Source organism: Sphingomonas sp. SP4 (genome assembly GCF_058313375.1).
This window is the reverse complement of sequence record NZ_JBZFLE010000001.1, coordinates 1618265-1630843: the sequence shown is the minus strand read 5'-3', so window position 1 is coordinate 1630843 and position 12579 is coordinate 1618265. Positions and strand designations below refer to the sequence as shown.

14 protein-coding genes are annotated in these 12579 nt (G+C 61.7%); 4 read left to right on the top strand and 10 right to left on the bottom strand.

Annotated elements, in window-relative coordinates:
- Positions 1 to 10: 10 nt before the first annotated feature.
- The 6 genes from AC4GYV_RS08320 to AC4GYV_RS08295 form a co-directional block, all read right to left on the bottom strand.
- Positions 11 to 610, bottom strand: coding sequence for a DUF4126 domain-containing protein (locus AC4GYV_RS08320; RefSeq protein WP_491100182.1), 600 nt, complete (start codon positions 608 to 610; stop codon positions 11 to 13).
- Positions 611 to 623: 13 nt separating this feature from the next.
- Positions 624 to 1577, bottom strand: a complete 954-nt coding sequence (locus AC4GYV_RS08315) for a hypothetical protein (RefSeq protein WP_491100181.1) — start codon at positions 1575 to 1577, stop codon at positions 624 to 626.
- A gap of 70 nt (positions 1578 to 1647) precedes the next feature.
- A complete protein-coding gene (locus tag AC4GYV_RS08310; RefSeq protein WP_491100180.1) occupies positions 1648 to 2829 on the bottom strand; it encodes an acetyl-CoA C-acyltransferase in 1182 nt (393 codons plus the stop codon).
- A 10-nt stretch (positions 2830 to 2839) separates the two neighbouring features.
- Positions 2840 to 3295 carry a MaoC family dehydratase gene (locus tag AC4GYV_RS08305; RefSeq protein ID WP_491100179.1) on the bottom strand — a complete coding sequence of 152 codons (456 nt, stop codon included), beginning with the start codon at positions 3293 to 3295 and terminating at the stop codon, positions 2840 to 2842.
- A gap of 41 nt (positions 3296 to 3336) precedes the next feature.
- A complete protein-coding gene (locus tag AC4GYV_RS08300; RefSeq protein WP_491100178.1) occupies positions 3337 to 4419 on the bottom strand; it encodes a mechanosensitive ion channel family protein in 1083 nt (360 codons plus the stop codon).
- Positions 4416 to 5474 (bottom strand): DNA topoisomerase IB, encoded by a 1059-nt coding sequence (locus tag AC4GYV_RS08295; RefSeq protein ID WP_491100177.1) that lies wholly within the window; start codon positions 5472 to 5474, stop codon positions 4416 to 4418. The genes AC4GYV_RS08300 and AC4GYV_RS08295 overlap by 4 nt, the downstream gene beginning before the upstream one ends.
- A gap of 94 nt (positions 5475 to 5568) precedes the next feature.
- Between AC4GYV_RS08295 and AC4GYV_RS08290 the strand changes: the two genes are divergently transcribed.
- Entirely contained in the window at positions 5569 to 6150 is a 582-nt protein-coding gene (locus AC4GYV_RS08290) for a DJ-1/PfpI/YhbO family deglycase/protease (RefSeq protein ID WP_491100176.1), read from the top strand.
- Positions 6151 to 6186: 36 nt separating this feature from the next.
- Complete coding sequence (locus AC4GYV_RS08285; RefSeq protein WP_491100175.1) at positions 6187 to 6816, top strand: hypothetical protein; 630 nt, start codon at positions 6187 to 6189, stop codon at positions 6814 to 6816.
- A 1-nt stretch (position 6817) separates the two neighbouring features.
- Here AC4GYV_RS08285 and AC4GYV_RS08280 read toward each other — a convergent pair whose 3' ends face one another.
- Complete coding sequence (locus tag AC4GYV_RS08280; RefSeq protein ID WP_491100174.1) at positions 6818 to 7150, bottom strand: hypothetical protein; 333 nt, start codon at positions 7148 to 7150, stop codon at positions 6818 to 6820.
- A 227-nt stretch (positions 7151 to 7377) separates the two neighbouring features.
- Between AC4GYV_RS08280 and AC4GYV_RS08275 the strand changes: the two genes are divergently transcribed.
- The gene (locus tag AC4GYV_RS08275; protein WP_491100173.1) at positions 7378 to 8256 is read left to right on the top strand and encodes an IS1595 family transposase; all 879 of its coding nucleotides are present in this window, start codon (positions 7378 to 7380) and stop codon (positions 8254 to 8256) included.
- A gap of 585 nt (positions 8257 to 8841) precedes the next feature.
- Here the strand turns inward: AC4GYV_RS08275 and AC4GYV_RS08270 are convergent.
- On the bottom strand, positions 8842 to 9339 hold the full coding sequence (locus tag AC4GYV_RS08270; RefSeq protein WP_491100172.1) for a hypothetical protein: 498 nt from the start codon (positions 9337 to 9339) through the stop codon (positions 8842 to 8844).
- Between the two features lie 432 nt (positions 9340 to 9771).
- Here AC4GYV_RS08270 and AC4GYV_RS08265 point away from each other — a divergent pair, with 432 nt between their 5' ends.
- The gene (locus AC4GYV_RS08265) at positions 9772 to 10413 is read left to right on the top strand and encodes a S24 family peptidase (protein ID WP_491100171.1); all 642 of its coding nucleotides are present in this window, start codon (positions 9772 to 9774) and stop codon (positions 10411 to 10413) included.
- Here AC4GYV_RS08265 and AC4GYV_RS08260 read toward each other — a convergent pair.
- A complete protein-coding gene (locus AC4GYV_RS08260) occupies positions 10410 to 10583 on the bottom strand; it encodes a hypothetical protein (protein ID WP_491100170.1) in 174 nt (57 codons plus the stop codon). The genes AC4GYV_RS08265 and AC4GYV_RS08260 overlap by 4 nt on opposite strands.
- Positions 10584 to 10622: 39 nt before the next feature.
- Complete coding sequence (locus AC4GYV_RS08255) at positions 10623 to 12533, bottom strand: TIR domain-containing protein (RefSeq protein WP_491100169.1); 1911 nt, start codon at positions 12531 to 12533, stop codon at positions 10623 to 10625.
- Between the last annotated feature and the right edge of the window lie 46 nt (positions 12534 to 12579).

Sequence of the window (12579 nt, the reverse complement as noted above, 5' to 3'; positions counted from 1 at the left end):
CTTTGCCCGCTCAACCCGTTTGCGGCCGTTTGGGTTCAAGGAAGCGCCTCAGCATGCGCCGGGCTGCGACGACCAGCCAGATGGACAGGATGACGAGGATCAGCGCGATCAGCGCAGCGGCGAGGGGGTTCGCGATGGCAAGGCCGAGCAAGCCGACCGTCGCAACGTCCTCGCCGGTCGAAACGACGATGTTCGAGAATGGCTCGGGGCTGGCGTTGACCAGCGTCCGCGCGCCCGCCTTGCCCGCATGCGCCAGCAGTGCAGCGCCGCCGCCAAGGAGAAAGCTTCCGACCTGCCAGCTGGGGTCGCCGCCGTCGATGATCGCCATCGAAAGGAGTGCGCCACCGATCGGCCGCACCATCGAGTGAACAGCATCCCACAGGCTGTCGACCCAGGCGATCTTGTCGGCGAAGAACTCCGCGAGCGTACCGACGCCTGCGATGCCGATAATCCAATTGTTGGCGAGGACGTCCAGCGCATGAAGCTGCTGCGGAAGCGCGATCCAGCCGAACTTCATGGCGAGGCCGACAGCGAAGGTGACGAGATAGAGCCGCCAACCGGCGAGCAAGCTCACCGTCGAGGCCAAGGCGATGAGCTCGATCGCGCTCATCGCCTTCTTATGCTCACGCGGCCTTGGGCGGGCAACTCGCCATTTTGTCGAGGGTCTCGTCGATGAGTGGCTTCACCTGCGCAGGGGTCAGCGCTGCAAGCTCCTTCAGCGACCGCGTCTTTCCTGCCTCCGCGACGACCAGATAGCCGAGATAATAGCCCATGCGCGCCGGAAAGCCTTCCACATGCTGGTCGCCGAAAAATAGCTTGGCGTAGTCCTGTTCCTTTTCGGACTGAAGCAGCGGCTTTGCGGCGCAAATCGCGCCCGCACGATTGGCATCGACAGCCGGCCGGATCGGGGCAGGTTTATCAAGCATCAGCGCGGAATCGCCAGCCTGGGGATTGAGCTTCGCTGCGACGTAGGTCGCGAGCCCTTCCTCCCACAGAGAACACCAGGCCGCGTTGCAGTCCTTCATCACCTTCTCATGGTAGACGTGGAAAAGCTCGTGATGAAAAAACGGCGTCATGTCATGGCCGTAGTGAATCTTCGCGATCACATCGGCGCCGAAGATCAAGGTGGACTTGCCGCCCTTGAGGTTGTCTCGCGTCCCGCCGTCCATCTCACCCATGCTGTGGAGCAAATAGACGGGTTGCGACGATGAGACCGGACCGAAGGCTTTGGTGAAGCTGGCCCGGGCGGGGCCGAACAGCTTCTGAAATTCCTGGCTGACGGCGAGGATCTTCTCGCGTTGCTCCGGATAGGCCTTGAGATTTGCAAGAACGCGCTTGTCGTACCGGTCTGGGGTGCGCTTCCGGGTGTAGAAACCGCCCGCGATCGGATCCATCCGCTTCTCGAATAATGCAACCTTCGCCTTGTCCGTCTTCAGCTTCGCCGTCGCGGCAGCAGTCTTGTCGAACTCGGAGGTGAGATCGACGAAGCGCAGACCTTCGCTAGGTTTCGGCGCCGCTTGAGCTGGCATGCTGGCAACTGCGAAGCCTAGCGTTGCCGAGACGAACAACTTCCTCATGAAACCTCCACTGTATTGCATAAACAATACAGCGAACGACAAAGCCGTCCAGAGGAATTCGACGAGTAGCCTACAGGACTTCGAACAGTCCCGCCGCGCCCATGCCGCCGCCGACGCACATGGTGACGACGACGTACTTCACGCCGCGGCGCTTGCCCTCGATGAGGGCATGGCCAGTCATCCGAGCGCCGCTCATGCCGTAGGGGTGGCCGATCGAGATCGAGCCGCCGTCGACGTTGAGACGATCCTCGGGAATACCGAGCTGCTCCGCACTGTAGATCACCTGCACGGCGAAGGCCTCGTTGACCTCCCAAAGCCCGATGTCGTCGACCTTGAGGTCGAAGCGCTTGAGGAGCTTCTTTACCGCATCGATGGGGCCGATGCCCATTTCGTCCGGCTCTGTGCCGGCGACAGCCATACCGATGTAGCGGCCCAATGGGGCCAGCCCGCGACGGGCAGCTTCGCCGGCTTCCATCAGGATGGAGGCCGAGCTTCCGTCGGACAGCTGGCTGGCATTACCGGCGGTGATTGACGTGTCCGGACCGAGGACCGGGTTGAGGGCCGAGAGACCCTCGAGCGTCGTATCGGCGCGATTGCCTTCGTCTTTCGCGACGGTGATTTCGCGCTGCGAAACCTCGCCGGTCTCCTTGTCCTTGACCGACATGGTCGTGGTCACCGCAACGATCTCGTCGTCGAAGCGGCCGGCAGCTTGCGCGGCGGCGGTGCGCTGCTGGCTCTTCAGCGCATATTCGTCCTGCCGCTCGCGATTGATGCCGTAGCGCTGCGCGACCGTCTCGGCGGTCTGCAGCATCGGCATGTAGACATGCTTGTGCATGGCGATCAGCGAGGGATCGGGCGCGATCCGCATCTCCGGCGTTTGCACGAGACTGATCGAGTCCTGCCCGCCGGCTGCGACCACATCCATTCGGTCGATGATGATCTGCTTGGCGGCGGTGGCGATCGCCATCAGTCCGGAAGAGCATTGGCGATCGATCGTCATGCCCGACACGCTCACGGGGCAGCCGGCGCGAAGCGCGACCTGACGGCCGATGTTTCCGAACTGCGTACCCTGGGTGAGGACCGCACCCCAGACGACGTCGTCAATCTCGCCAGCGTCGATCCCGGCTCGCTCGATAGCCGGCTTCAGCGAGAAGGCGCCGAGGGTCGGTCCGGGCGTGGCGTTGAACGCGCCCTTGTATGCGCGGCCGATCGGCGTCCGGGCGGTGGAAACGATCACGGCATCGCGAGCCATCTTACTCTCCTCAGGTGATAATCAGTCCAAGCCATACGGCGGTGAGTGCGGGCTTTTCCTCGTCCTCGATCTCGACCGTAACCGTATGACGCAACAGCCATTGTCCGGGCGCTTTCTCCTCCACGGAGTCAAGCGCGAAGCGGCCGCGAACGCGCCGGCCCGATCGCACAGGCGCGAGAAAACGAACTCGATCCAGCCCGTAGTTCACGGCCATCTTGAGGCCCTGGGGAAGGAGCATCGCTTCAGCCGCCATGCGCGAGAGCAGGGATAGCGTCAGGAACCCATGAGCGATCGTGCCGCCGAACGGCGTCTGTGCCGCGGCGGCGGGATCGGTGTGGATGAATTGCCGATCTTCGGTCGCCTCAGCGAAAGCATCGATGCGCGCCTGGTCGACCGCGAGCCAGCTCGAAACGCCGACTTCCTCACCGATTTTGGCATGGATGTCGTCGAGGCTGGCGATGGGCATGCGCGCTTACTTGCAGATGTGTGAATAAGTGCGCAAGCCGCCTAAAGCTGCAGCGGCGCGGTTTGCTGGTCCGATGCGCGAACCAGCTCTAGCTTCTGATCGCCCAGTGCCTCGACAAGCGAGCGGAGGATGTTGGCGCGGTCCACTGCCAACTTGTCGGCATCGCGCGTGGCGTCGTCATAGACGAGGTCGTAGGTCAGCGCGCCATTGCCGGCCCCCGACAACACGCAGCGGATGAACTTGCAGCCCTTCTGGGCTTCGACCGCAGCTTCCGCCGCTGCGACGACTGCATCGATGGAGTCCGCGGAGGCCTCTCCGCCGACAGCTAGGTAGAGCGTGATCCGACGGGCTTTGGTGAGCGCGAGGTTCTGGATCTGGCGTTCGAGAAGCTTGGTGTTGGCCATGATCAGCTGCTCGCCCGTGACCGAGCGCAGGCGCGTCGTCTTGAGGCCGATCCGCTCCACCGTGCCGGTGCTATTGTCGTAGCGGATCGTGTCGCCCTTCTTGAACGGCTTGTCGAAGAGGATCGAAAGCGCGGCGAAGAGGTCGGAGAAGATGCCCTGCGCGGCAAGGCCAATCGCGATGCCGCCGATGCCGAGGCCCGCGACGAGGGCAGTGACGTTCACGCCGAGATTGTCGAGGATCAGGATGCCGGCGATTGCGAACAGCGCCACGCTGACCAGCACGCGGATGATCGACATCGCGTTGCCGAGTGATCCGGAGCCATTCTCCCGTTCGACCTTGCGGCCGATCAGGCCGAGGATCAGTTCGCGAACCCAGATCGCGCCCTGGATCGCGAAGCCGATGGTGAAGGCGATATCGATGAGGTGCGAAAGCTTGCGCGGCGGCTCGGCATAGGTGGTGACAGCGTCGGCGGCCGCGACAACCATGAAGAAGATCGTCGTCTTGGACAGCACACGTGCGGCGACATCGCGCCAGCTGATCCCATCCGGATTGCTCGCGATGATCCGGCGCCCGTACGTCCTGAGGCCCAACATTATTGCGACGAGGACTAGGCCCACGATGCCGCCGAGGAGCAGGCCTTCGCGGTTGTTCACCAGCCAGTCGATCACACTTTCGAGGATCATCCGGCCGGTCTTGGCGACCGGAACAGCAGCAATCAAGCGGCAGCCTGCTCCCGAACCGCTGCTTCGCTCGCGGCCTTCTCTTGCGGGGTAGGCTTGCGGCGGCGCGAACGTTTCGCGCCGCGAGCGAGGAATTCGAGCAAGGCGACCTCAGCCGTGGATAGCCGCTTCCTGCCTCGCGGGCGCTCCATGCCATTAAGCGGGTCGCGCGGATCTTCCTTCACGGCGTCCAACAACCCAGGATGGACGTAGGATTTGCGGCTTATGGCCGGCGTATTGCCGAGCGCTTCGGCGACGGGTTCGATCACCGTCTTCACGCTGATCCGTGCGTCCTCGCGCTTCTTCAGCATTTGCTCGAGAGCGATGACGCTCGCGCTCCATGTACGAAAGTGCTTGGCGGTGAAATCGCCTCCCGTTGCGGCCTTGATATATTCGTTCACGTCGCCCGACGTGATCGGCTTAGGCTCGCCGTCACCGTTGACGTATTGGAACAGCATTTGGCCAGGCAGCTCCTGGCAGCGCTTGCAGATGCGCTTCAGGTTTGAATCCGAGATCTTCACCTCGTGCACGATCCCGTGCTTGCCGGTGAAGCGCATCATCAGGCCGTGGCCCGTGCGCTTGAGGTGCCGCGTTCGAAGCGTTGTTGCACCGAAGCTTTTGTTCGTCCGCGCATATTCCTCGTTGCCGATGCGGATATGCTCCGTATCGAGCAGGCGGACGACAGCGGCCAGCACCGCCTCGCGTGTGAGGTCGCGCTTCTTGAGGTCTTGCTCCACGCGCCGCCGCAGCTTCTGAAGCGCCTTCCCGAATTCCAGCAGGCCTTCGTACTTCGCGCTCTCGCGCTTGGCACGGAAGTCGACGTGATAGCGGTATTGCTTGCGGCCGCGCGCATCGATCCCAGTCGCCTGCAAGTGGCCGTTGGGATCGGCGCAAAACCACGCGTTCTCGTAAGCCGGCGGAAGGCCGATCGATGTCAGCCGATCGATCTCGTCGCGATCGGTGATGCGATTGCCCTCGGAATCGAAATAGGCCCAGTGGCGACCCATCCGCTTTCGGCTGATGCCCGGCTCGGTGTCGCTGCTATGGCGAAGCATTTTCGCGGCCAGCTGGTTTTACTTGAATCATCGAAGCGCATAAGCGCTGGCGAAGCGGGCGGGTTCCTGGGGCCGCAGGACAGGAGACTCGAAAATGCCGAATATCCCAGACTCACGGATTCTCATCGTCGCGACCGACGGCTTTGAGGAGTGGGAGCTCTTCGGGCCCCGCGAGATCCTGCAGAAGCGCGGCGCGGAGGTCGTGCTGGCCTCGTTGAAGCACGATCCGATCCAAGCGACGGTCCACGACGATCCGGGCAAGACGATACGCCCCGACATGACGGTCGACGAAGCGCTTGCTGACGATTTCGACGCGCTGATCCTTCCGGGCGGCCTCCGCAATCCGGATCACCTGCGTTTGAACGTCAGGGTCATCCAGTTGATCAAGGACTTCGCCGAACAGGGGAAGCCGATCGGCGCGATCTGCCATGGTCCCTGGCTGTTGGTGGAGGCCGATTTGCTTCGAGGTAAGACCGCGACGAGCTGGCCTTCGATTCGTACGGATCTGCGGAATGCCGGCGCCAATGTGGTCGACGAAGCAGCGGTCACGGACGGCAACATCGTGACCAGCCGCAATCCGCAGGACGTCCAGGAATTCACCCAAGCAATCATCGACCTGGTGGAAGATGCTCCAGAGGTCAGTGAAATTCGCAATCCGAAAGAGGTTCCCGCCTAACCGAACATCAAGGATTGCACGCTATGCGCCCTTCTCATGCGGGGGCGTAGGGAAGAGCGAGTAGAGCAGGTAATCGATCACGCGGCTGCCTTGGGGCTGGCAGCGGCGGTCGGAACATCAGCGAACTTTGGCCTGACGGGGAGAATCGCCGGGCCGAAGGTGCTGGTGACAAGCCTGGCTTTGGCAATCCTTGCTTACATGATTGGCGTGCGCATCCTGCGCCGAGTCACGGCGCGGACACCGGTTTTCGCTATTCAGATCTTCGAGCTTCCGGTCCTGGACACTGCCGACGAACTCATCCTCACTGACGCGGATCGCTATCACCTGCCGATCGATGAGCTCGTGCTGACCGATGCCGATCGCCTTCCGCCCCGCGCTGAAGAATTGGTCCTCACTGATGCGGATCGTCTTCGTCAGGCCGTAAGCGAGCTTGTGCTGGATGACCGCAACACCGTCGATGAACTTGTGCTCGAGGACATCCTGGCCGAGCTTGGGCCGGACTCCCGTGTAGTCCGGCTTTTCGATCCGGCGGCGATGCCGACGCCGGGACAGCTCAATGCGCGTATCGAGCAACATCTCCGCGGAGACCCTTCGCCTCCCGCGCCTGCGGACGCCTCGCAGGCACTGTATGAGGCGTTGAGCGAACTGCGACGCTCGCTGCGCTAGCTTATTCCTCGACCGTCAACGCTTCGATGACGACAGAAGTCGATCCGTCGGCCGCGCGTGTCGGTGCACCGGTCACCGCAACATCGGCCACGATGTTGCGAGGAATGGTAAATTCCGCATCCTCGATGCCATCGATCATTCGCTTGACGAGGGTCTCGGATTCCGGTCCGGTCACCCGCAGATCGAAGCGGTGGCGTTCGCCTATTAACGTTAATGATTGCCAATCCGTTGAACGAACGTCGGTAAGCAAAATCCTATCGCGAGAGGTGCCGGATCGAACGATCAATGCGCGGAGGAGGCCGGAAGCGGCCGACGACATGGCAATGCGATTCATCGGACAGTCTCCAGGTAAGCGCGCACTCGTGCCACGGTCGCCGGCCTTGGATCACGGCCGTTTCTCAAGTCGAATACGAAGCGGGGGTCGCCGACTGCGTCACGGCCGAACCGGGTGGGAGCAACGTCACATCGACGCAGAAACTTCTCTACTTCTCTCAACAACTGCACTGAACAATCGGTACTTATCCCCTTGACGCATGTAAACGAAAGGGGTACATATAATGCATGAGCAAGACCAAAGGCCCCACGCTTCGCGAGTTCCAGAACCGCTTTCCGACTGAGGACAGCTGTCTCGATCACTTGTTTGAGGTTCGGTACGCTGGCACCGACTGCCCGAAGTGCGGGCGTCCGGTGAAGTACAGCCGCGTCAGTGGTCGCCGTGCCTACCAGTGCCAGTGGTGCGCTAACTTCCTGTATCCGACTGCCGGAACGCCGTTCGATCGCACCCGCACCAGCCTTCGCGACTGGTTCTATGTCATGTTCCTGTTCTGCACGACGCGGAACGGCGTGGCTGCCAAGCGTGTCGAGCGCGAGATTGGCGTCACCTACAAGACTGCGTGGCGCATGTGCGACCAGATCAGGAAGTACATGACACAGCTGGACAGCGACGACCCACTGGGTGGCCCCGGTGAAGTCGTGGAAGTCGATGAGACGTTCGTTGGCGGCCAGATCAGCGGCAAGGGCCGGGGCCTTCACATGGAGAACAAGTCAGTCGTTCTCGGGATGCTGGAGAGGGGCGGCGAACTAGTCACCCGCGTCGTTCCGAACACCCGCGAAAAGACCCTGTACCCGCTCATCAGTCGGCACATCTTGCCGGGTACGTTCGTGCATACCGACCGCAGCAATTCGTACCGCAATCTGCACAAGGGCTATCGGCACGAAACCGTGAACCACAACGATGACGAATACGTCAGCCCAACGGGCTGCACTGTGAACTCGATTGAGGGTTTCTGGGCGCTCCTAAAGCGCGGGATCAACGGCACTCACATTCACGTTAGCGCGAAGCATCTTCCGAAATACTTGGGTGAGTTTGAATATCGCTGGAATATGCGCGATGTACCGCACCTTATGCTTGATCGGCTGATGTATAGCTTTGCGCGTTAAGTTCTTTAACTTTCGCACGATTTTATCCGGGAGTGGCTACGTCGTCCACCGCCCAGAGGATGAGGGCGAGCTAGCGCCTTCAGACATCTTTTATAAGAACGAATATATTAGGTGGCGATCAAACGTGGCCATTGCCATTGGCACGGGGTTCTTCCTTGCGGCTGTGGTGCGGTACAGTGACCACGGCGCTGATTGGCCCACTATCTTCTGGTTTGGGGTGGGCCTTGTGATAATGTGGGCCAGCCAATACGTTTTATCGTACTTGGACGCGGAGAAGTAGGTATGCAGCTAAGCCTCTTGGTACCGGGACTTCTCGGCCTTGCCTTCGCGGCGTGGGTAGTGGTGTCGGCCCGTTCAATCGCGAGCAAGCGCACGGCTCGCGTAACCTCGCCAGCAGCGGAAGAGAAACACCCGCCCCGCCCTTTTGACTTTAGCCCTCCGACCGTTCCGGCGGCTGCGGAGGGCACGGTTCAGGCGCATCCGGTTGAGCAGATTCGGGAGATGGTTCTTGAGGTTTCTTCCCGGCCTTAGGCGGCTCGCCTGAGACCATCGCCTTTAGAAGGCGGTCAAAGCGGCTTTGCACACTCATTTGTCGAACCTCTCATCTGGAAACAGGGACACATGTTGCCCCAGCCAGTTTGTTTCGATGGGGATAGTACCAGATTTCTCGCCAATCGGCGCGCCAACGGCCCCGGTTAACGTCAGAACACCAAAGCTGGGCGACTGATTGTAGAGGTAGACCGTGACCGCGTTTGCCTCTCCCGGCAGAATCCGGTCCAGAGGTAGCGCGATATCCAGTTTGCCGATTTCTTGGCCGCTCTGAGTTTGACCAGGGGCGGGCCTCAGGCACTCTTGCACTGACATTTCACCCTTCAGGTGAACGCCAAGAAGCGGCCTGTCGCCATGGTTTGTTACAGTTATACGAGCGCCATGCGGCGGCCTCTCGTTTCCCCAGTCGAGAGCCGCGCCGTCAGTGTACGGCCTCGTCCCTCTGCTCATGGAGTATGCGTTGTTACCCATGTTGATGAGCGAGAAGGTCCTCATCAGGCCATCCCCCTTCAGCGACGCGGGCAACCGCCCCATGTGGCAATCAACGTACAGCGGAAGTCTTTTGGGCCAGAAGTGCCGCACGGCCCGCAATATCAGCGGCAGTAATGCCCCAGTGACAACCAATAACAGGCCTAGCCCAAGGAGGTACGGCCTGAACTGTTCAGGGACTTGGTCCGGACCGAACGCGCTCAAGAGACCGCCGCCACAGACAAGGGCAAGACGGGACGCCCCGAGAACGTAGTTACTAGTTTGAGCCATGTGGTTGATCTTGCCTCCGCGCTCCTCGTTTGTGGGGTCAGGCAAGTAACGAATTGTTTGGTAGGCATTTTCCTATTATCCCCTACATGCTCGAAGGGGATAAGTACCGAACAATCCTTACTCGACCTAACGACTCGGCGGATTGTCCATTCCCAATGCAATTCCTACTTGTCTAGGCAGATACCTATCGTTTACGAGGGATTAATGATGTCCGACCCGCGCGCCGTGATTGAGAGTTTATGCTCCGAACGTGGAGAGGACTTCGCCGGCCTCTCGCGGATGCTCGGCCGCAATCCGGCTTACATCCAGCAATTCGTCCGTAGAGGCGTGCCCAAGCGCCTGAAGGAAGAGGAGCGGCGCAAGCTAGCCCGCTATTTCTCAATCTCCGAAACATTGCTCGGCGGTCCGCAGGAGGAGCGCGTTGCCGAGGGGCTTGTTAGCATCAAGCGTCACCCGGTGTTCGCTTCGGCCGGCCCCGGCGCGATCGTCAACGAAGGCTATGGGAAACCCTATTTCGGCTTCGACGAGCGCTGGCTCAAAGCGCTCACGGCGACGCCCGCGTCCAATCTGTCGATCGTCCGTGTCGAAGGCGATTCCATGTCGCCCACCCTCAACGACGGCGACGACATTCTCGTGGACCTCGGCGATTGCGGCGACCGTCTTCGCGATGGCATCTATGTCTTGCGGGTCGACGAGGCCCTGGTCGTGAAGCGCCTCGCCCTCAGTCCGATGGGGCGGAGGGTCACGGTGCGCTCCGACAATCCCGCTTATCCCGATTGGCCAGACCGCAGCATGGACGAGATCAATTGCATTGGCCGGGTGATCTGGTCCGGCAGGAAAGTCGTCTAGCCAGAACGCCTGCTGTCGATCAGCCAGAGCAGGGCAGCTAGCACGATTCCGACGCCCGTGCCGATCAAGATGCCTTTCATCGGATTACCGATGCTGAGACCGATGGGGAAACCCGCAAGGATACAGATGGTGAGGAGGCATCCCCCAGCCATGGGTGTACGGTTCGTCATCGGCGGCGCAGTGGCACGAGGGTAGGGTAAGCGCCAGCGCTAAGTCGGGAAGTCCAGGCGTTTGAGCAGAGCCTGGAACCGCGGGTGCTTGCGAACAGGATCCAGCAAGGGATCAACTTGGGCGAACGTCAGACCGGGATCGATCTTCGCCAAGCCGTCCTCCAGCGCCGCGAGCGCCTGGTCTGCGCGACCTTGCTGAGCGAAGACCTGCGCATATTGGTACAGGGCGCCATCGCCCATCGACTTCTGCATGATGGAAACGAGCCGGTCCGCCTCGGTTCGGTCGCCCTGGCGTTCGGCTGCGACCGCGCGCCAGGCGAGCCATGGCCCATCGCCGCCGATTGCCGTGAAGATCTGCGCCGCCTCATCCACACGGCCCATCTGCATCAGGTAGTATCCGCGAAATGCGCGTGGCCAGATCATTTCTGGTCCGAGCTCTATCGCCTGGCGAATGACCTGCTCCGCCTCGGAATAGCGGCGAGCGCTCGCAAGGGTCATCGCCTTGGATGAGTAGGTGTAAGGGTTCAGCGGATCCGCCGCGATGACTCGTTCGGCGCGGGCCGCCGCTTCTTCGAAGCGATGACATTGGGCGAGTGCGAATGCGTAGGAATCGAAGCCGCTGAAATAGCTGGATGTGGCGCCCGGCAGCTTCGCCATGCGTGAAAACTCGGCGAGGCCTGCTCTGAGCTGAAGCCCGCCCCACAAAATGTCGGCCAACGCCCCGCGCGCGGCGGCGGAGCGGGGTGAGACGCGGATAGCCTCGCGTGCAAGCTTTTCAGCCGCCTCCCGCTTGGCATTGGCGTCGGCTGCGCTCCGGCCCAGGTAGCCGCCAAGATAAGCGAGGATGTACGCCTTCGCGGTCAGTGCGTCGCCAAACTTCGGGTCGAGCGCGAGGGCACGGTCGACCAACTCCATCGCGCGGCCCACGGAGGGTGCGTCGTCGCTCCGCCACACAATCTCCTGGGCCTGGAGCAGTAGGTTCAATGCTTCCGGATTGTTGGTGCCGCCTTCGTTCAGGGCGCGCCGCTCGTCGGCTCCCAAGTGAATGCTGAGGGCCTGCGCCACCATGTTCGCGATATCAGTCTGAACCTGCAGCAGGTCGCCGGCCGGCCGGTCGTAGACGTCGGACCAGCGCTCTGTGCCGTCCTTGCCGTCGACCAATTGCGCACTGACCCGCAGCATGGCGGGAGAGCGGCGAACGCTGCCCGAAAGGATGTTGTCGACGTGCAGCTTGGAAGCAGCAGTCTTTGCGTCAGCATTTCTCACTGCCTCGGAAGACGTTCGCGCCACGACGTCGAGATGCGGAATGCGCGAGAGCACGGTTCGCAACTCCTCCGCCATGCCGTCGGAAAAGTATGCCTGGCCAGGGTCGCCGCTGAGGTTGGCAAACGGCAACACCGCAATGCTGTTGTCGCGGCTCTTTCGAGATTGTGTGAAATACCAGCTGCCGCTCGTTGCCACCGCCGCGACCGCCGCTGCCGTACTGGCAATCAGGAGCGTCCGGCGATCGAGGTCTTTTCTGCTGGGCGCGGGGACGGCGGACGCGACACGCTCTCCACCCAGCCGACTGCGCAACGCCGCGACCAGGGCCTGATATCGCTGATCGCCGCGGTCGCCTTTCCAACCCTTGAGGTCGAGCGCCTGCGTCTCTCCAAAACCTAGCGGCGGGTCGACCTTTTCGATGCGGACCGGAAGATAAACGCCCCGTCGCATCGCCCGGCTTGCCTCGTCGCGGACGAATTCACCGCTGGGGCCGACCGATCTTTTGCTCCAAACGACGATCACGCACGCGGCGGCCTGAAGCTCGCGCAGGATCGTGTCGCGCCACCGGTCGCCGCCCCCAATATGCGCATCCCACCAGACGGAGTAGCCGTCCATCTCCAGCGCCTGCACGAGCGGCGCAACGCGGCTTCGGTCTTCCGCTTTGTATGAAAGGAACAGGTCGGCCACGGCGCCCCCACTCGCGGGCGGCAAGCTTATGCCTTCTGCCGGCCGT